This is a genomic window from Ectothiorhodospira shaposhnikovii (genome assembly GCF_022227765.1).
Classification (GTDB): domain Bacteria; phylum Pseudomonadota; class Gammaproteobacteria; order Ectothiorhodospirales; family Ectothiorhodospiraceae; genus Ectothiorhodospira.
In genome coordinates, this window is the sequence record NZ_JAJMLZ010000006.1 from 93,948 (window position 1) to 113,299 (window position 19,352).

General features: G+C 64.0%; 14 protein-coding genes. 11 read left to right on the plus strand and 3 right to left on the minus strand.

Annotation, left to right across the window (positions count from 1 at the left end; genetic code table 11):
* Positions 1–238: 238 nt before the first annotated feature.
* Complete coding sequence (locus LQD11_RS09490) at positions 239–1,276, minus strand: Fe(3+) ABC transporter substrate-binding protein (RefSeq protein ID WP_238617329.1); 1,038 nt, start codon at positions 1,274–1,276, stop codon at positions 239–241.
* 285 nt (positions 1,277–1,561) lie between these two features.
* Here LQD11_RS09490 and LQD11_RS09495 point away from each other — a divergent pair, with 285 nt between their 5' ends.
* The 11 genes from LQD11_RS09495 (at position 1,562) to LQD11_RS15700 (ending at position 17,502) form a co-directional block, all read left to right on the plus strand.
* Positions 1,562–2,059: a hypothetical protein gene (locus LQD11_RS09495; protein ID WP_238617330.1), complete on the plus strand. Its 498-nt coding sequence runs from the start codon at positions 1,562–1,564 to the stop codon at positions 2,057–2,059.
* Positions 2,043–4,451 carry a HEAT repeat domain-containing protein gene (locus LQD11_RS09500; protein ID WP_238617331.1) on the plus strand — a complete coding sequence of 803 codons (2,409 nt, stop codon included), beginning with the start codon at positions 2,043–2,045 and terminating at the stop codon, positions 4,449–4,451. Before LQD11_RS09495 ends, LQD11_RS09500 begins: the two co-directional genes overlap by 17 nt.
* Complete coding sequence (locus LQD11_RS09505; RefSeq protein ID WP_238617332.1) at positions 4,438–5,532, plus strand: type IV pilus twitching motility protein PilT; 1,095 nt, start codon at positions 4,438–4,440, stop codon at positions 5,530–5,532. The genes LQD11_RS09500 and LQD11_RS09505 overlap by 14 nt, the downstream gene beginning before the upstream one ends.
* 5 nt (positions 5,533–5,537) lie before the next feature.
* Positions 5,538–6,599 carry a type IV pilus twitching motility protein PilT gene (locus LQD11_RS09510; protein WP_238617333.1) on the plus strand — a complete coding sequence of 354 codons (1,062 nt, stop codon included), beginning with the start codon at positions 5,538–5,540 and terminating at the stop codon, positions 6,597–6,599.
* A 56-nt stretch (positions 6,600–6,655) separates the two neighbouring features.
* A complete protein-coding gene (gene glnE / locus LQD11_RS09515) occupies positions 6,656–9,562 on the plus strand; it encodes a bifunctional [glutamate--ammonia ligase]-adenylyl-L-tyrosine phosphorylase/[glutamate--ammonia-ligase] adenylyltransferase (RefSeq protein WP_238617334.1) in 2,907 nt (968 codons plus the stop codon).
* Positions 9,563–9,652: 90 nt separating this feature from the next.
* A complete protein-coding gene (locus tag LQD11_RS09520; RefSeq protein ID WP_238617335.1) occupies positions 9,653–10,576 on the plus strand; it encodes a branched-chain amino acid transaminase in 924 nt (307 codons plus the stop codon).
* A gap of 338 nt (positions 10,577–10,914) precedes the next feature.
* Positions 10,915–11,133, plus strand: a complete 219-nt coding sequence (locus LQD11_RS09525; RefSeq protein ID WP_238617336.1) for a zinc-finger domain-containing protein — start codon at positions 10,915–10,917, stop codon at positions 11,131–11,133.
* A 123-nt stretch (positions 11,134–11,256) separates the two neighbouring features.
* Positions 11,257–12,201 (plus strand): sulfate adenylyltransferase subunit CysD, encoded by a 945-nt coding sequence (gene cysD, locus LQD11_RS09530; protein ID WP_276315689.1) that lies wholly within the window; start codon positions 11,257–11,259, stop codon positions 12,199–12,201.
* Complete coding sequence (gene cysN / locus LQD11_RS09535; protein WP_238617337.1) at positions 12,201–14,108, plus strand: sulfate adenylyltransferase subunit CysN; 1,908 nt, start codon at positions 12,201–12,203, stop codon at positions 14,106–14,108. Before cysD ends, cysN begins: the two co-directional genes overlap by 1 nt.
* A gap of 96 nt (positions 14,109–14,204) precedes the next feature.
* The gene (locus LQD11_RS09540; protein WP_238617338.1) at positions 14,205–15,284 is read left to right on the plus strand and encodes a lysylphosphatidylglycerol synthase transmembrane domain-containing protein; all 1,080 of its coding nucleotides are present in this window, start codon (positions 14,205–14,207) and stop codon (positions 15,282–15,284) included.
* Complete coding sequence (locus LQD11_RS15700) at positions 15,271–17,502, plus strand: glycosyltransferase (protein WP_238617339.1); 2,232 nt, start codon at positions 15,271–15,273, stop codon at positions 17,500–17,502. The genes LQD11_RS09540 and LQD11_RS15700 overlap by 14 nt, the downstream gene beginning before the upstream one ends.
* Before the next feature lie 17 nt (positions 17,503–17,519).
* Here LQD11_RS15700 and LQD11_RS09550 read toward each other — a convergent pair whose 3' ends face one another.
* Positions 17,520–18,176, minus strand: coding sequence for a sulfotransferase family 2 domain-containing protein (locus LQD11_RS09550; RefSeq protein ID WP_238617340.1), 657 nt, complete (start codon positions 18,174–18,176; stop codon positions 17,520–17,522).
* 57 nt (positions 18,177–18,233) lie between these two features.
* Positions 18,234–19,346, minus strand: a complete 1,113-nt coding sequence (locus LQD11_RS09555; RefSeq protein WP_238617341.1) for a glycosyltransferase — start codon at positions 19,344–19,346, stop codon at positions 18,234–18,236.
* Positions 19,347–19,352: the final 6 nt, after the last annotated feature.

Consider the following 19,352-nt stretch of genomic DNA (forward strand, 5'->3'; position numbering starts at 1 on the left):
GGTGGCTGGTCATGGCGTGGCAACGATGGGTCGGCGCTTCGGAAGGGGCATAGTCTACTGGGTATTGGCCGAATGACAAATGATCCTCGGACTGATTCCCACTTAGGGGGTATTCCGGGGCGGTCATTGCCTCAAAACTGTTAAAGCCCTGGGCTCCCGCTTTCGCGGGAGTGACGGAATGGGAGGTGTCGGGCATTCCTTGAATACCCTTCTCCCCGTGAGGGGAGAAGGGTACGACTCAGCGCCAGCCGGCCCGGTCCATCAGCCGCACGGCGGCGGCGTTGAAGTCACCCAGCATGCCCAGGTTGACCGCGTCGGCCTGGAATTCACCCAGTTCCGTCAGGGTGCCGCTCCATTCCACGCCGGGCTTGACCGGGTATTCCTGGTTGGCTTCCGCATACCAGCGCTGGGCACTGTCGCTGGCCATGAACTCGATCAGTCTGACGGCGTTGTCGGTATTGCGGGAATGGGTCACCACGCCGGCACCGCTCACGTTCACGTGTACGCCCCGGTCATCCTGGTTTGGCCAGAACACGCCGATGGACTGCGCGGCAGTGCGCTCTGCGTTATCATCGGAATTGAGCATCTGACCAAGATAGTAGGTATTGGCGATGGCCAGGTCGCACTGTCCCGCCGCCGCTGCCCGGATCTGATCCCGGTCGCCGCCCATGGGCGGACGGGCCATGTTGGCCACCAGGCCCCGTGCCCAGCTTTCCGTCTCGGCTTCGCCGTTGGCGATGATCATGGAAGCGGTCATGGACTGGTTGTACACGTTACTGGAGGAACGGATGCAGATGCTGCGGCGCCACTTTTCGTCCGCCAGGGCCTCGTAGGTGGACAGGTCGGCCGGATCCACCTTGCCCTTGACGTACATGATGGGGCGGGCGCGCATGGACAGGCCGTACCAGTAGCCCTCCGCGTCACGGTAGCTTTCGGGAATGGCCTCGTTGAGCACCGCCGACTCGATGGGGCGCAGGACGCCGGCGGCCTTGGCGCTGTTCAGGTTGCCCGCATCCACGGTGATGAGCACGTCGGCCGGGGTATTGCGGCCCTCGCTGCGCAGGCGCTGCAGCAGGGCGTCGGCCTGGGCGCTGACGATGTTGACGCGAATGCCGGTCTGTTCGGTGAACTCGTCCATCAGGGGTTTGATGAGTGCTTCCTGACGGGCGGAGTAGACGTTGACCTCACCCTGGGCCAGGGCCGGCGCGGGCAGGGTGAATGCCAGCGCACAGGCCACGAACAGGGCAGCCGGCTTTTGGAAGGTTGCTTTGACCATGGGGTGAATCACTCCTTGGGTAGTGATGGGCAAGGGATGCTGGGCCGAGACTGGAAGGAAGTCCGGTAAGCGGACTGCAAACAAGAACGAGTGTCATTTGTTTCACGAGTGCTGTCAAGATGCTCCCATGGCCGAGTTATTGCGATCTTGTTAACAGACGTGGGATTCCAGGCGGCCGGCGGTGAAAAAAAAGCGGGTGATTGCTGCATACTGACCCATTATCCCGTGGGGATGGTCGGCGGCGGCGCGGCCTTTTCGGAGCGCCCCTGATATTCTGGAGACATGATGGCTAGCGATGCTCTGAAAATCCCTAAAAAACGCATTCCGGTGAAGGTCTGGGTACACCCGGATGGTTTGGTTCTGGGAGAGATCTTCGTTCACTTGCAAAGCAGCCGGCACGACGGCGAGGAAGAACCGGCGGAAATGCTGAACGGCAGTGATGCCTTCTTCGTGATGCGTAGCCGATCCGGTGAACTGCGTTTCTACAACAAGCATGCCGTGGTCCGTCTGGAATATTCGGCACAAGTTGCCCGGCTTGAAGCCGGTTGTGCCTCCTGTCTGCAGGCTCGCCTTCATCTCATGGACGGTTCCTGCCTGGAAGGTACCATCCAGGAGGTTCTGCCCCCGGGTAATGCCCGTCTGTACGATTACATCAACATCTTCGATCAGCGCTTCGTGCGGCTTTTCCTGCCCGATGAGACCGTGGCACTCGTCAGCAAGGCCTATATCGTGCGGGTGGAAGAGCTGACGGCGGATGATGCGTCCCATGAGTTTTCTGGCTGATTTTCGTGCGGAGCGGCTGATTGCGCGGCTGCTGCAGGCAAGGGATCTGGACAGCACGGACGCGTTGCACCTGCGGAACAAGCTCAAGGCTCTGGGCGTGCCCGCCGTGGAGCGTCTGGTACCCATGCTGCTGAGTGCGGATGACGCCGGAGTCAGAGCCATTGAATGGATGCTCGACGGCTTGCTGGACCCGTCAACCCTGCCCGTGCTCCTGTCCCGTCTGACGGATGCGGGTCCCCGCGGAACGGCGCGGATCACGCACCTGCTCAGCCATGGTCGAGGTTACGACCCTCATCTTCTGGCCGAGGCCTTCAACGACCCCGCATTGCCCAAGGCGCCGCTGATCCAGGCCCTCACCGCCCAGCAGGACCGCCTGGACGGCGGCGTCCTGCTGCGCATTGCCCACCAGCTGCAGCCGGCGGCACGCAATGCCCTGTTCCAGGTCATCGAGGCGGTGGCCGAGCCGGCCATGATCCCCGAGTTGGTCAACCGTGCCTCGGGCAAGGATCCGGCGATGCGACGGCTGGTGGTGAAGGTGTTGGGCCGCTTTGATGTGCCACAGGCCCGCAAGGCCCTGGAGCACGCCCTGCACGACGCCGACAAGGGCGTGCGTCAGGCCGCGCTGGCAGCCCTGGTGGAACGGGGCGTCAGCGTGGACCTGGCGCTCCTGTGCGGTCTTTTGCGGGACCCGGACCTGGGTATTCAGGAGCAGGCCGTGGACGCGGTGATTCGCCGTCATGATCCCGATACCATCACCCACTTGCTGCCGGTTCTTCGGGATGAGTCCGAATATGCCCGTCGGGCCGGGGTGGAAGTCCTCAACAGCATCGGTAGCACCCGTGACGTGAAGCTGTTGCTGAACTCGGTGAAGGATGAGGACTGGTGGGTGAGGGCGCGGGCCGCCGATGCCCTGGCCAGGATCGGCGGCCCGCGGGTGGTCAGGGCGGTGGTGGAACTGTTGCGGGATGATGATGAGTTCATTCGCCGCTCCGCCGTGGAGATCCTCAATGCCACCCGTGACGAGGGGGCGCTGGGGCATCTCATGTCGGCCCTGGATGATTCGGACTGGTGGGTGAGGGAGCGGGCGGTGGATGCCCTGGGGGATATGGGGCACCAGACGGCGGTACCGGCGCTGATCGATCTGATGGAACGGGATACCAGGGCGGCGCCCGCCGTCATCCGTGCCCTGGCCAAGCTCAAGGATGACCGTGCCGTGGAGCCGTTGCTCAAACAGCTGGCCGTGGCCAGTGATGCCATCCGCCTGGACGCGGTCCAGGCCCTGGAGGCGCTGGCGGATTCTTCCAATGTGCAGCGCATTCTGCAGGCGATAACACGGCATGCCTCGGGGACCGAGGGCGAACTGGAAATCACCGGCCGGGATGTCTCGACCCGTCTGAGCAACCGGTTTGCCCTCAACGGCAATGGGGGCGCCGTGATGGAGCGGACCCTGCTCACGGATGAGGTCACCTCCATGCTGGGAGACGATACAGGGAGCCGTGTCACCGGGACGGTGCGCCAGATGGCCCGCCCGGCAAGGGCCGCGGGGCAGTCCGCCCTGGATCTGAATGCCCTGGAACCCGGAGACCTGCTGGGGGATCGCTATCGCTTCGTCCGCCGGGTCGGCAAGGGGGCGTTCGGAACCGTCCTGCTCATGGAAGACACCATGATCTCGGAAACCATCATTCTCAAGGTGATGAATCCCCAACTGGCCGCCGACGAGGAGATGATCAAACGCTTCATTCAGGAGTTGCGTCTGTCGCGCAAGATTACCCACGAGAACGTCATCCGCATCCATGATTTCCTGGTGGTACAGGGTGCCCTGGCCATTTCCATGGAGTATTTTCCCTCTTCCACCCTGGGGGCCATTCTGCAGAAAACCAGTCCGCTGCCGGTGTCCCGCGCCCTGCGCTATGCGGAAGATATCGCGGCCGGCATGTCCGCGGCCCACGAGGTGGGTGTCATACATCGGGACCTCAAGCCGGGCAACGTGCTTATCAACGGTCGGGACATCCTCAAGATCGTGGACTTTGGGGTGGCCGCGGTCACCGGGGCGGGCGATACCCGCCTGACTCGAACCGGCATCCTCATCGGGACACCCAAGTACATGGCCCCGGAACAGGTCCTGGGGCAGCCGGTGTCGACGCGCTCGGATATCTATGCCCTGGGGGTGATGCTCTACGAGATGCTGGCGGGACGCCCGCCCTACCTGGGGGAGGACCAGGTATCGATCATGTATCAGCATGTCCAGGGAAAGGCGACGTCCCTGTCAGAGCTGAACTCCGCGATAGACCCCGGGTTGGCCGAGGTGGTGGCGCGGATGATGGCGGTGGACCCGGAGGCACGTTACCAGACCATGGTTCAGGTGCGCGAGGTACTGCATGCCCAGAATTGATGCCTTTCTCAAGCTGGCCCGCGAGCAGGGGTGCTCGGACCTTCATCTGGCGGTGGGATTGCCGCCGTTGCTGCGCATGAACGGGGACATCATGCCCATCCGTTTTCGCGACCTGGCGGCCCGGGAGCTGGAAACCTACATCATGGAGATCCTCACGCCGGCCCAGAAACAGCGTTTCAGCGAGGGCGATGATCTGGACTTCTCCTACGTGACGGAGGAGGTGGGGCGTTTCCGTGCCAATCTCTTCCGCAAGGCAACCGGCATCGGCGCCACCTTTCGCCATATCCCCGCGCAGGCCCCGGATCTGGACAGCCTGGGGTTGCCTTCGGTGGTCAAGCAGCTGATCGAACATCATCAGGGCATGGTGCTGGTCACCGGCTCCACCGGTACCGGCAAGTCCACCACCCTGGCGGCCATCATCGACTACATCAATACCCATCGGGCAGTCAACATCATCAGCCTGGAGGACCCGGTGGAGTTCGTGCACCGGAGCAAGCGCGCCCAGGTGATCCAGCGCGAGGTGGGGAATCATGTCCCCAGCTACGCCCACGGGCTGCGCAATGCCCTGCGCGAGGACCCGGACGTGATCCTGGTGGGGGAACTGCGGGACGTGGACTCCATGATCATGGCCATGATCGCGGCGGAAACCGGGCACCTGGTGTTGGGCACCATGCATACCACATCGGCCGTGAAGACCATCGACCGGATCCTGGACAGCCTGCCCCTGGAGCAGCGGGAACAGGGCAAAACCTTCCTGTCCCAGAACCTGCACGGGGTGATCACCCAGACCCTGGTCAAGTCCGCCGACGGGCGTGGCCGCCGGGCGGTGGTGGAGACCTTGGTGATCAACCGGGCCATCGCCAAGATGATCATGACCGACAAGGTGCACCAGATCCCGACACAGATGCAGACCGGGCGCACCCAGGGCATGCAGTTGCTGGATCAGGCATTGCTGGAGGCCGTGCAGCGCAATGAGATCGATCCGGATGATGCCTACCAGTTCGCGCTGGACAAGAAGAGTCTGCAGCGTTTCGTGACCGATGCGAGCCTGCTGCCCAAGATCGATCTGGCGGGAGGCTGAGGCCCATGCATCATGTGGATGATTATCTCGGCAAACTCATCGCGGCGGAGGGGTCCGACCTGCATCTGGTGTCCGGTGACCCGCCGCGGATGCGGGTGAACGGCGATCTGCAGGTCATCGAGTCCACCCCATTGACCCGGCAGGCGCTGAACGACTTCATGGCCGAGATCCTGCCTCCCGGCGCCCGCGAGATCTTCGAGCGGGATGACGGGGTGGATTTTGCCTATGCCGTGGAGGGTCTGGCCCGTTTTCGTGTCAACCTGTTCCGGCATGTGGGCGGACTGGCCGCCGTCTTTCGCGCCATTCCCTCCAAGTCCCTGACCCTGTCCCAGTTGGGCATGCCGCCGGTGATCAACAGCCTGGGCATGCATCGCCATGGACTGATCCTGGTCACCGGCAAGACCGGTTCGGGGAAATCCACCACCCTGGCCGCCATCGTCAATGACATCAACGAACGGCGGCGCGGACACATCATCACCATCGAGGATCCCATCGAATTCGTCCATGAACGCAAGCGCTGTCTGATCAGTCAGCGTCAGGTGGGGCTGCACACCAAGGGGTTTGCCGCCGCCCTGCGTTCCGCCCTGCGCGAGGACCCGGACGTCATCCTGGTGGGTGAAATGCGGGATCTGGAAACCATCTCGCTGGCCGTCACGGCGGCGGAAACCGGCATCCTGGTGCTGGGGACCCTGCACACCAATGGTGCCGCCGCCACCGTGGACCGCATCATCAATGCCTTTCCCGCCATGAAGCAGGCCCAGATCCGGACCATGCTGTCCACCTCCCTGCGCGGTGTGGTGTCCCAGCAACTGGTGCGGCGACAGGATGGCCGGGGTCGCCTGGCGGCGGTGGAGATCCTGGTCAATACCCCGGCGGTGGCCAATCTGCTGCGGGAGGGCAAGACCGAACAACTGGTCGGCACCATGCAGTCCGGTGCCCTGGTGGGCATGCAGACCATGGATGGCGCCCTGCGACGCCTGCTGGACGCCGGTCGGATCAGTGGCCGGGAGGCCTATCTGCAGTCCATCGGCAAGGCCGAGTTCGAAGCCGTCCGGGAACAGGATTGATACCGTTCCGAGGCAACAAAATTGAACCCTCGACTCCCATCTCGTAAGCTGGCCGGATGACCACGCCCACCCCTCAAGACCTGTGCCTGGACGGTATCCCCCAGGCGGCCCGGCCGGGCATGCTCAATCTGGCCGAAGACTACCTGTCCGCCTGCCGTGGCCAGGGCTTGAGTCCCGGTCCCTGGCCCGAGGCCCTGGCCCGGGTCTGGTACTACAGCGACTTCGTCGCACGCACGGCCATCCGCCGCCCGGATCGGTTCCTGGCCCTGCTGGCGTCCGGGGATCTGGAGCGGACTTATGGTGACGGGGACATGTGCCGTCGGGTCGGGGACACCCTGGCGACGGCCGAGGACGACGCCGACCTGATGCGTCTCTTGCGCCAGGCGCGCAACCGGGAGATGGTGCGCATCGCCTGGCGTGACCTGACCGGGACGGCCACCCTGAACGAAACCCTGGATGACCTCTCCACCCTGGCGGATCACCTCATCGACGGCGCCCTCGACTGGCTTCACCGGGACATGGCGCGCCGTCACGGCGAGCCACGGGATGCCGGCGGCCGGCCCCAGCGCCTGGTGGTATTGGGCATGGGCAAGCTGGGGGGGCATGAACTCAACTTCTCCTCCGATATCGACCTCATCTTCGCTTATCCCCGGCCCGGTCAAACCGACGGGGAACGCTGCCTGGACAACCAGCAGTTCTTCATCCGCCTGGGCCAGCGCCTGATCAAGGTGCTCAACGAAAAGACCTCCGACGGCTTCGTCTTCCGGGTGGACATGCGCCTGCGACCCTTCGGCGACACCGGCCCCCTGGTGATGAGCTTCGATGCCCTGGAGGATTACTACGAGAGCCATGGTCGGGAATGGGAACGCTACGCCCTGATCAAGGCTCGCGCCGTGGCCGGTGATCGAGACAGCGCCGAGCAGCTCCATGCACTGCTGCGCCCCTTCATCTACCGCCGCTATCTGGACTTCGGTGCCTTCGGCTCCCTGCGGGACATGAAGGCCCTGATCAACCGCGAGGCGGCGCGCAAAGGCAAGGATCAGGACATCAAGCTGGGGGAGGGCGGCATCCGGGAGGTGGAGTTCGTCGGCCAGGCCTTCCAGCTCATTCGTGCCGGCCGTGATCCTTCCCTGCAGTTACGGGGCATCCGGCCCGTGCTGGAGCGACTGGCGGCGCAGGATCTGATGCCCGCCTATGCGGTGCGCCATCTGCTGGAGGCCTATGACTTCCTGCGCCGTACCGAGAACCGCCTGCAGATGGTGGCGGATCAGCAGACCCACCGGCTGCCCCGGGAGGACCAGGACCGCCTGCGTCTGGCCCTGTCCATGGGCTTCGAGGATTGGGACAGCTTCGAGGCGGCCCTGGATCGACACATGCGTCGGGTGCATGGTCAGTTCGAACAGGTCTTCGCCGCCCCCCAGCGGGCCGACGACGACGGCGAACAGGCCGCTCAGCCCGAGGCCCAGCGGGATCTGGCGGCCCTGTGGTTGGGTTCCCTGGACCGGGATCGCGGTCTGGTTGTGCTGGGGGAATTGGGCCTGACCGACCCGGACACTGCCCTGGCGGGCCTGGAACACCTGCGCGACAGCAGCGCCTGTCGTAATCTCACCGCCACCGGGCGCGAGCGCCTGGACCGGCTCATGCCCCTGATGCTGGGTGTTCTCAGCGGCCTGAAGGCCCCCGACGCCACCCTGGAACGCCTGCTGCGGCTGGTGCAGACCATCGCCCGGCGATCCGTCTATCTCTCCCTGCTGGTGGAGAACCCCCTGGCCCTGTCCCAGTTGGCCCGGTTGTGCGAGGCCAGTCCCTGGATCGCCGACCACCTGACCCGCTATCCCCTGCTGTTGGACGAGCTGCTGGACCCCCGCAGCCTCTATGCGCCCCCCGGTCGCCAGGGATTGATGGATGCCCTCAACGACGAGCTGGTGCAGGTCCCACAGGATGACCTGGAACAGGTCATGGACCGGCTGCGCATGTTCAAGCAGGTTCAGGTCCTCAAGGTGGCCGCCGCCGACATCATGGACGTGCTGCCGGTGATGAAGGTCAGCGACCACCTGACCTGGATCGCCGAAGTGGTCCTGGAGCGGGTACTGAGCCTGGTGCTGGAGCAGCTGATCGCCAAACACGGTCGTCCCCGCTGCCTCGTCGACGGTGAACCCTATGAGCCGGGCTTTGCCGTGGTGGGCTACGGCAAGTTGGGCGGACTGGAGCTGGGCTACGGTTCGGACCTGGACATCGTGTTCCTGCACGACAGCCGGGGCGAACAGGCCATGACCGACGGCGAACGCCCGCTGGACAACAGTGAATTCTTTGCCCGGGTCGGCCAGCGGGTGCTGCACTTCCTGGGGGTCTTCACCGGAGCGGGGCGGCTTTACGAGGTGGATACCCGGCTGCGCCCCAGTGGCGCCTCCGGCCTGTTGGTGACCAGCGTGACCGCCTTCGAGGACTATCAGCTTGGTTCCGCCTGGACCTGGGAACATCAGGCCCTGGTGCGTGCCCGTCCGGTGGCCGGGGATGCCCGCATCGCCGAGGCCTTCCAGGCCATGCGTGCCCGCGTGTTGCAACAGCCCCGGGACGAGGTCGCCCTGCGGGGGGAGGTGCGGGAGATGCGGGGAAAGATGTGGAAGGAGCACGCCACCCGCGATCCCGCGTGGTTCGACCTCAAGAGAGACCCCGGCGGTATCGCGGATATTGAATTTATGGTGCAATATCTGGTTCTGGCCCATGCCGCCCGGCATCCCCAGCTCACGACCTGGCCCGACAACATCCGCATCCTGGAGTCTCTGATCGAGACCGGCTTGATGCCCAGGGATGACGCCCTGTTCCTGATGGACACCTACCGGAGTTTCAGGGACCGGATTCACGAGCTGACCCTGCAGGAATTGCCCGCCAGGGTGCCGGCCTCGGACTGGGCACGGGAACGCGAACAGGTGCGCGCCTTCTGGCAACGCCTGATGACATAGCAGTGATCATGAAGGGTGCGCGCGCCGGGTTCCGTGCCGCCCCATGCCTGACCCGGGAACCCCATATCGAAATTCGAGAGGAAACGTTTCATGTCCACCATGGCCGAACGCGATGGTCTGATCTGGTACGACGGCGAGATGGTGCCCTGGCGCGAGGCCAAGACCCATGTACTCACCCACACCCTTCACTACGGCATGGGGGTCTTCGAAGGGGTACGCGCCTACCAGACGGAGCGTGGCCCGGCCATCTTCCGGCTGGAAGAGCATACCCGCCGGCTGTTCCGTTCCGCCCACATCCTGGGCATGACCATCCCCTATACCCCCGCCGAACTCAACGCCGCCCAGGTGGCCGCGGTGCGCGATAACGGGCTCAAGAGTGCTTACCTGCGGCCCATGTGCTTCTTTGGCGCCGAGGGCATGGGGCTGCGCGCCGACAACCTCCAGGTGCACGTCATCGTGGCTGCCTGGGAGTGGGGCGCCTACCTGGGCGCGGAAAACATGGAGCGGGGGATCCGGGTCAAGACTTCCTCCTACAACCGTCATCACGTCAACGTGACCATGTGCAAGGCCAAGGCCAACGGCAATTACATGAACTCCATGATGGCCCTGCAGGAGGCCCTGGCCTGCGGCTGTGACGAAGCCCTGTTGCTGGACACCGAAGGCTATGTGGCCGAGGGTAGCGGCGAGAACTTCTTCCTGGTCAGCGGCGGCGTGATCTACACCCCCGAGCTCACTTCCGCCCTGGACGGCATCACCCGTCGCACCATCATGACCCTGGCCGAGGAATGCGGCATTCCGGTGCGGGAAAAGCGCATCACCCGCGACGAGGTCTATGCCGCCGACGAGGCGTTCTTCACCGGCACGGCGGCGGAAGTCACGCCCATCCGCCAGCTGGATGGCCGCAGCATCGGCCATGGCGGTCGTGGACCCATCACCGAGAAGCTGCAGGCCCTGTATTTCGACGTGGTCAAGGGCCGTCATCCCAAGCACGAAGGCTGGCTGACCTACGTCTAGGGGAAGCGCCGGGCGGCCCCTGCCGTCACGCCGGGAGCCCTGGCGCCACGCCGTGAATGTCGTCCTCACCGCAGTGAGTTTTGCTGTCCTGCAGTGAGTTTTGCTGTCTTTCAGTGAGCACCACCGTCACTCCCGCGAAAGCGGGAGTCCATGGTCGCAGCCCGTGAATGGATTCCCGCCTGCGCGGGAATGACGGCTTCGCAAAGCCCATAAGGGAGTGACAGTTTCGCAAAGCCCATAAGGGAGTGACAGCTTCGGAAAGCCTATAAAACGATAACAAAAGGTTCCTTCCCTCCGGTTCTGTCAGCCTTCATCCTCATCACCCAAAGGAGCCCGTCATGCCGAACCCTCAGACCGCACTGAACCAGGATGCCTACCCGACGGCCAACACCCAGGCCGCCGTCAGCGTCAGTCGCCGTGATCTGCCCCTGCACTGTCCCGCGCCGGGCACGGCCCTGTGGGCCTCTCATCCCCGGGTTTACCTGCCGATCCAGGACGCCCGGGACGGGCGCATCGTGTGCCCTTACTGCAGCACGGTCTATACCCTGGAAGACTGATCTTCGGCTCTGGTCTCCCTCCGGCATGTCCTGACCCCGTCATTCCCGCTTGCGCGGGAATCCGGCAGGTGACTGAAACTCCTGTTTGATGAAGCATTCATCTCCCGAAGGGAAAGCAGCATCCTGTTTACAGCCCATTCAACCAAGGCCAGAGAACCACACCAGCCCATGACCCTGACCCACCTGCAACGCCTGGAAGCGGAAAGCATTCACATCATGCGGGAAGTGGCCGCCGAGGCCGACAACCCGGTGATGCTCTACTCCGTCGGCAAGGACAGCGCCGTGATGCTGCACCTGGCCATGAAGGCCTTTCATCCCTCCGTGCCGCCGTTCCCCCTGCTGCACGTGGACACCCGCTGGAAATTCCGCGAGATGTACGCCTTCCGCGACCGCATGGCGAGGGAACTGGGGCTGGACCTGCTGGTGCACATCAACCCGGACGGCGTGGAGAAGGACATCAACCCCTTCACCCACGGTTCCGCCATCCACACCGACATCATGAAGACCGAGGCCCTCAAGCAGGCCCTGACCCACTACGGCTTCGACGTGGCCTTCGGTGGTGCCCGGCGTGACGAGGAAAAGTCCCGGGCCAAGGAGCGGGTGTTCTCCTTCCGCACCGCCCAGCATCGCTGGGACCCCAAGAACCAGCGCCCGGAACTGTGGAAGCTCTACAACGCCCGCAAGCACCCGGGGGAGTCCATCCGCGTCTTCCCCCTGTCCAACTGGACCGAGCTGGACATCTGGCAGTACATCCACCTGGAGAACATCCCCATCGTCCCGCTGTATTTTTCCGCCATGCGTCCGGTGGTGGAGCGCAACGGCACCCTCATCATGGTGGATGACGACCGCATGCCCCTGAACCCGGGCGAGACCCCCATGCTGCGCAGCGTGCGCTTCCGCACCCTGGGTTGCTACCCCCTCACCGGGGCCGTGGAGTCCACCGCCGATACCCTGCCGGCCATCATCCAGGAGATGTTGCTCACCCGCACCTCCGAACGCCAGGGCCGGGTCATCGACCACGACAGCGCCGCCTCCATGGAAAAGAAGAAACAGGAGGGTTACTTCTGATGGCTCACGTTTCCGATCTGATTGCCGACGACATCGAGCAATACCTGCACCTGCACCAGCACAAGGGGCTGCTGCGCTTCATCACCTGCGGCAGCGTGGACGACGGCAAGAGCACCCTCATCGGGCGCCTGCTGTATGAATCCCAGATGCTGTTCGAGGATCACCTGGCCGCCCTGCAGGCCGACTCCCGCCGCTGGGGCACCCAGGGGGAGGAGATCGACTTCGCCCTCTTGGTGGACGGCCTGGCGGCGGAACGGGAGCAGGGCATCACCATCGACGTGGCCTACCGCTTCTTCTCCACCGACCGGCGCAAGTTCATCGTCGCCGACACCCCGGGGCACGAGCAGTACACCCGCAACATGGTCACCGGCGCCTCCACCGCCGATGTCGCCATCCTGATGGTGGACGCCCGCAAGGGCATCCTCACCCAGACCCGGCGCCACAGCTATCTGGTGTCCCTGCTGGGCATCCGCGCCATCGTGGTGGCCATCAACAAGATGGATCTGGTGGACTATTCCGAGCCGGTCTATCGCCGCATCCGCGAGGACTACGAGGCCTTCGCCCGACAGATCGGCGTGGAGGCGGTGACCTTCATCCCGGTCTCCGCCTTCAAGGGCGACAACATCGTCAGCCCCAGCCCGAACATGGACTGGTATCGCGGCCCCACCCTCATGGGCTATCTGGAAACGGTGGAGATCGACGAGGACCGCATGCAAGCGGCACCCTTGCGCCTGCCGGTGCAATGGGTCAACCGTCCCAACCTGGATTTTCGCGGCTATGCCGGCACCCTGGCCGGCGGCGTGGTGCGTCCCGGCGACCGCATCCGGGTCCAGCCCTCGGGCAAGGAGAGCACCGTGGCCCGCATCGTCACCCGGGACGGTGACCTGGAACAGGCGGTGGCCGGTCAGTCCGTGACCCTTACCCTCACCGACGAGATCGACATCTCCCGGGGCGACATGATTTCCGCCGCCCGGGAACCGGCGGGGACGGCGGACCAGTTCGAGACCACCCTGATCTGGATGCACGACGAACCCCTGTTGCCGGGTCGCCAGTATCTGCTCAAGCTGGGTACCCGCACCGTCACCGCCTCGGTTACCACCATCAAGTATCAGGTCAACGTGAACACCCTGGAACACACGGCGGCGAAGAAGCTGGAACTCAACGCCATCGGGGTCTGCAACATCAGCCTGGACCGGCCGGTGGCCTTTGACCCCTACACGGACAATCGGGACACCGGCGGTTTCATCCTCATCGATCGCCTGAGCAACAACACCGTGGCGGCGGGGCTGATCCACTTTGCCCTGCGCCGTTCCCAGAACATCCATCTGCAGCCGGTGGACATCAATCAGGAGGCCCATGCCCGACTCAAGGGGCAGCGGCCCTGCGTGCTCTGGTTCACCGGCCTGTCGGGGGCGGGCAAGTCCACCATCGCCAACCTGGTGGAGAAGAAGCTGCACGCGGAAGGGCGCCATACCTACCTGCTGGACGGAGACAATATCCGTCACGGCCTGAACAAGGATCTGGGTTTCACCGATGCGGACCGGGTGGAGAACATCCGCCGGGTGGGGGAGGTGGCCCGTCTGATGGTGGACGCGGGCCTGATCGTGCTCACCGCCTTCATCTCCCCCTTCCGCTCGGAACGGCAGATGGCCCGGGAACTGCTCAAGGACGGCGAGTTCCTGGAAATCTTCGTGGACACCCCCCTGGAAGCAGCGGAGGCCCGGGACCCCAAGGGGCTTTATCGCAAGGCCCGGCGGGGAGAGCTGAAGAACTTCACCGGCATCGACTCGCCCTATGAACGCCCCGAGTCACCGGAGATCCATGTGGACACCACCCGCATGACCCCGGAGGCGGCGGCGGACCTGATCGTGGAGCATATTCGCAACGGGGGCTATCTGGCGCCGTAAGATCCGGTTACTCTCCTTCCTCCCCGTGGAGAAACGGTGCCTGTCACCCTTCTCCCGCCGGGAGGAAGGAGACCGCGTAGCCATCTGGATGCCGCCATGTCCGCACCCCCTCTTGATCGCCTGTCCCGCCTCTTTGAAAAGCGGCGTCTGCGGGCCTTTGCCTCCCTGTTCATCCTCTTCACCCTGGCCGGGGCCGGGCTGGTCTACCTCCTTTTCGACGATACCCCCGTACAGCTGGATCCCCGGCTGCTTTCCCCGCAGATCCTGGCCTTTTGCACGCTTTTGCTGTTTTTATACTTTTTGACCGACGGCCTGCGGCTCTATTTCACCGTTCGCGCCCTGGGTTACCGGCCGGGGTTCGGGTGCATGACCCGCCTGGTGTTCGTGAACCTCTTTGTCTCCAATATCACGCCCCTGGCCACCGGCGGGGGCTTTGTGCAGGTACTGTATCTGCGGCAGGCGGGCATGCCTCTGGGTACCGCCACCGCCGCCACCACCATCCGCACCACCCTGGCCATGGTGATGATCTTTGCGGCGGTTCCCCTGGTCCTGATGGCGGTCCCCTCGGTGGCCGACAAGGTGGCCTGGAGTACTGCGCTGGCCCTCGCCCTGGGGGTGTTCATCTTCCTCTACCTGGGCTTCCTGTGGATCTGCATTTTTCACACCCGGCTGCTGGCCCGCCCCCTGGATGCCCTGCTGGGGCTACTGGCGACCGGTGGTCTCATCCAGCCGGGCAGGCAGCGGCGCTGGCACTATCGGATGCGCCGCGAACTGATCCGTCTGCGCCATGGTTTCCGGGGCTTTCTGGCGCGAGGCCGCCGTTTTCCCCTGATGGCGGTGTTCAGCACCCTGGTCTTTCTGGTGGTGCTGTTTTCGTTTCCCGTCATCCTGCTCCATGCCCTGGGTTACGAAGTGGACTACCTTCAGGTGCTGGCCATTCAGGTGGTGACCACATTCATCAGCTACTTCGCCCCCACGCCGGGGGCGTCGGGGATCGCCGAAGGCAGTTTCGGGCACTTTTTCTCCGGACTGGTGGCGGGTGGGCACCTGCTGCTGGTGGTTCTGGCCTGGCGCTTTCTCACCATCTATCTGGGCATGATCGTCGGTCTGATCATCCTTCACCGGGATCTGCTGCACCTGTTCCGCAAGGATCTTTCCCGCCGTGAACCCACGTAAGCGCACCCTCGGCATCGCCTTTTTCATCGTTCTGTGCCTGCTCATCCTGCTGGTGGGCTACAAGCTCTATCTGAGTTTTTTCAAGGCCGGTTTCGAGGCCCTTCATGTGGAGCAACTGGAGCGAATCGAGGCCACCCTGGCCGGACGGGAGGCCTTCAGCTTCGCCGTGGTGGGAAACATCAACAACTCCATCGGGTTGTTCGAGCGGCGCATGATCCCCGTGCTCAACCGTTCCGATCTACAGTTCATGATTTCGGCGGGCAATGCGGTCGGCGGCGGCGGAGAAGACAACTACCAGGCCCTGTACGGCACCCTGGGGCGGTTACAGATCCCCTATCTGCTGACCTTCGGCGAGGCCGAACACAGTGAGTTCGGCAGTTTCCGTTTCTATGACTACTTCGGCCCCTACTTTTTCTCCTTTTCCGTGGGCGAGGCCGGTTTCATCTTCCTGGACGTGACCGGCAAGACCCCCCATTCCTGGCAGCGGCGCTGGCTGGAAGGGGAACTGGAGAGTTTGTCGCGGACGGTGCGGCACCTGTTCGTCTTCCTGGGCGAGCCCGTCCTGCCCGAGCAGATCATGCACGACCCCGATGCCTTCAATCTCTCCGAACACCCAGCGTTCAGGTCGGACCTGTTGCGCCTGTTCGAGCGCTATGGGGTGGATGCGGTGTTTTCGGCTTCGCTGCCCGTCTATGACCGCCGGTTCCGTGATGGCACCCAGTTCGTGGTGACCGGGGGCGGCGGCGGCCTGTTGTCCGGCGGCGAAGCCAGCTACCACCATTTCGTGCGGGTGGATGTGGGGCCCGAAGGGGTGGACATCAGGGCGGTCCCCGTGGACCCGGTGCAGAACCAGGCCCTGCGCCTGCTGGAAAACCTCTGGTTCATCATCCATTCCCTGTTCTATGTGGGCTATGTCAATTTCCTGCTGCTGGTGTGCGTGGTGATCCTGGTGGCGATCCGGCTCTACCGGGCCATCTTCGTGGAGAAAAATTACTACCGGGATTTCGAGCTGGAGGATGTGCCGCCTGCCACCCGGCCTCCGCGGGTGATGATGTTCACCAATAATTATCTGCCCTTCATCGGTGGGGTGCCCATCTCCATTCAGCGCCTGGTGGACGGTCTGACCCGGGGCGGTGCCCAGGTGAGGGTGGTGGCCCCCCGGTACGGGGAGGGGGTGGAGACGGACCCCCGGGTGCTGCGGGTATCGACGTTGCTGGCCTGGGGCGAGGGCGGATCTTTCCGGCTGGCGAATCTCCTGTCGCCCCGGCTGTTCCGTGAAGCGAGGGCCTTCAGACCGGACATCATCCATGTCCACCATCCCTTCTGGCTGGGGTCCCTGGGGTTGTGGCTGGGGCGGAGGCTGAAGGTGCCCGTGGTCTACACCTACCATACCCGCCTGGAGCATTTCGCCCACTATGTGCCGGTGCCGGGGATGCTGTTCAGGAACCTCATTTCCCACTATCTGGTGGAACGGTTCGGCAGTAAGTGCGACGGCGTGATCGTGCCCACCCTGTCCGCGGAAGAATATCTGCACGTGATCGGAGTGCGTTCACAGATCCTGGTGAAGCCCACCGGCGTGGATGTGAAGGCCCTGCAGACGGTGGACAAAGACCGGGTGGACCGGCTGCGCCGCCGCCATGCCCCGGCGGATGAATTGCTGCTGGTGACCGTGTCCCGCCTGAGCAAGGAGAAGAACATTGATTTCCTGCTTCAGGGCGTGGCCTGGGTGCGCCGCCATTCGACGATCCCCTTCCGCCTCCTGATCATCGGAGAAGGACCCGAGCGGGGCCATCTGGAGCAGCGCTGCCGGGAACTGGGCCTGTCGGACACCGTGACCCTGGTGGGCGCCGTGCCCCCCGGCGCGGTGGCCGATTACTACCATCTGGCCGATGTCTTCGTCTTTGCCTCCCAGGCGGAGACCCAGGGCATGGTGATCCTGGAGGCCATGGCCGCCGGTCTGCCGGTGGTGGCGTTGCGCTCCAGCGGGATCGACGACGTGGTGCAGAACGACATCAACGGCTACAAGACCGGCGAGCATCCCGCTGAATGGGGTGGGCGGTTGCAGGCGCTACTGGAGGACTCGGTGCTGCGGGCCCGGCTGTCGGCCCAGGCCCGCCGGTTTGCCCGCCAGTACGACGTGGACCGCATCAGCGAGGACGTTGCCCTGTTCTACCGGCGCCTGATCATGCTGGCGGAGCGCCGGCGCAATGTGGCCTGAGGGAAAACTGCCCGTATTCAGCCATCGAACCGGTAGCCGAACATCTCGATATCCTCCCGGTAGTGTTCCCCCACCATCCGGGCCGTCTCGTCGGTGTAGTAGCGACGGAAGTCGTCCCGCCCCTCCGCCTTGCGCCGATGGGGCAGGGCGACCCGGGGGATGCCGATGCGGTCGCAGATGGTGTCGAAATCCTCCTGCAGGGACTCGTAATGGCCGATGAAGTCCACGATCCGGTTCCCCCGCAGATCCACCACATAATCCCGCTGCAGTTCCCGTGACGTGTCCAGCATGTAGTTCCAGGGGCGCTCCGGATCGAATTTCAGCCTGACAAATTGCTCGAAGGTCTCCACCCCTTCCAGCACATGGGGCCGTTCCTTGCGGATATGAAAGAATGAGCTCACCTGCAGGTCCCAGGGGTTGCGCACGAACACGAACTTGAACAGCCCGTCATAGAGCTCTGCCGGCAGCATTTCCCGGGCGGCAATGGCCTTGGCATGACGGGGAAACTTGGCGCCGATGCGATGCCCGGAGATCTGGTCCAGCTTGTTGGCGAGGAACATGGGCACGCCCCAGGGACCCTGATAGCGGTATTTCGACAGGGTCGCCCGCACGCTGGTGCCGCCCGTCTTGGCGATGTGGATGAACAGGAAGTTGTGTTTCAGGGACAGAAGCATGGGGAATGAAAGTCCGGGTTTGTGTCTGAAATTATGAAAAAGTCTGTTGCCATTCGGTCAAGGCGCCTCCAGCCCCATGACCGCCAGATAGCGCTCGGCACTCACCTGTGCCCGATATTCCGCCACTGCCGCCCGCATCTCATCGGCCGGCAACGGCGCTTCCAGCGTCCTGACCATGGCGTCCTCCAGGGCGGTCACATCCGCCACCGGCACCAACGGCCCGTATCGCCCGTCCCGCAGGATCTCCCGCGGTCCGCTGCGACAATCCGTGGACACCACCGGCAGCCCCAGTGCCATGGCCTCGGTGAGGGCGTTGGGAGAACCTTCCCAGGCCGACGACAGTACGAACAGGCGCGCTCGACTCAGCCAGGCATAGGGGTTGGCGGCAAAACCGGGCATCATTACCCGATCCGCCACACCCAGTGAACGGCTCAGGGCCGTCAGGGCTTCCCGATCCCCGCCTTCCCCCAGGATGATCAGGCGCGCCGTCCGACGCGCCTGCATCCCGGCAAAGGCCCGCAGCAGGGTGGGAAAGTCTTTTTGCCGGGTGAGTCGCCCCATGCCGATGATCACCGGATCACCCCCATCCTCCAGCCAGGGATGAGGGGCGGGCTCGGCGGCCAGGGTTTCCAGGTCGGGGGTGATCACCGGATTGCGCACCACATGCACCTTCTCTTCGGGCAGGCCGGTAATCCCGCGCACATCATCGGCCACACCCCGGGACACCGCAATGATGCCGTCCGCCAGGGGATAGAGCCGACGCATGGGGCGGTAACGCATCCATTTTCTCAATCCCGAACGCCCCTCCAGTGCCTCCGACAGGGTGGTACCCAGGCGAATGAAGATGCGAGTGTCCACGCCGGCCAGCCGTCGGGCCTTGAGCGCCGCCCGACCGGCCCGATCCTTGGCGGCCAACAGCAGGGCCGGGCGGTGTTCCCGCAGGTAGCGGGCCAGGGGGGCGATGCTCAGGGCGCTGTGGCGGGTGCCCAGGCGGATGATGTTGACGTTGGATGGAAGTTCAGCTAGGTGGCGACTTTCTTCTCTTATCAGCAAAAGATCGATGGCGAATTTTTTGTCACTTATTGCGCGTATTAAGTTCAACACCATTCGTTCTACGCCACCTTCTCCCGAAAGTGAAATCAAGATGGCTAGATGGGCTGTTTTGGGCATTGAAAT

Excerpts from the sequence above, each read along its gene's own strand:
- LQD11_RS09540 (WP_238617338.1), top strand. The coding sequence starts at position 14,205 with ATGTCCGCACCCCCTCTTGATCGCCTGTCCCGCCTCTTTGAAAAGCGG.
- cysN (WP_238617337.1), top strand. The coding sequence starts at position 12,201 with ATGGCTCACGTTTCCGATCTGATTGCCGACGACATCGAGCAATACCTG.
- LQD11_RS09490 (WP_238617329.1), bottom strand. The coding sequence starts at position 1,276 with ATGGTCAAAGCAACCTTCCAAAAGCCGGCTGCCCTGTTCGTGGCCTGT.
- LQD11_RS09520 (WP_238617335.1), top strand. The coding sequence starts at position 9,653 with ATGTCCACCATGGCCGAACGCGATGGTCTGATCTGGTACGACGGCGAG.
- LQD11_RS09505 (WP_238617332.1), top strand. The coding sequence starts at position 4,438 with ATGCCCAGAATTGATGCCTTTCTCAAGCTGGCCCGCGAGCAGGGGTGC.
- LQD11_RS09500 (WP_238617331.1), top strand. The coding sequence starts at position 2,043 with ATGAGTTTTCTGGCTGATTTTCGTGCGGAGCGGCTGATTGCGCGGCTG.
- LQD11_RS09495 (WP_238617330.1), top strand. The coding sequence starts at position 1,562 with ATGGCTAGCGATGCTCTGAAAATCCCTAAAAAACGCATTCCGGTGAAG.
- LQD11_RS09525 (WP_238617336.1), top strand. The coding sequence starts at position 10,915 with ATGCCGAACCCTCAGACCGCACTGAACCAGGATGCCTACCCGACGGCC.
- LQD11_RS09550 (WP_238617340.1), bottom strand. The coding sequence starts at position 18,176 with ATGCTTCTGTCCCTGAAACACAACTTCCTGTTCATCCACATCGCCAAG.
- LQD11_RS09555 (WP_238617341.1), bottom strand. The coding sequence starts at position 19,346 with ATGCCCAAAACAGCCCATCTAGCCATCTTGATTTCACTTTCGGGAGAA.
- glnE (WP_238617334.1), top strand. The coding sequence starts at position 6,656 with ATGACCACGCCCACCCCTCAAGACCTGTGCCTGGACGGTATCCCCCAG.
- LQD11_RS09510 (WP_238617333.1), top strand. The coding sequence starts at position 5,538 with ATGCATCATGTGGATGATTATCTCGGCAAACTCATCGCGGCGGAGGGG.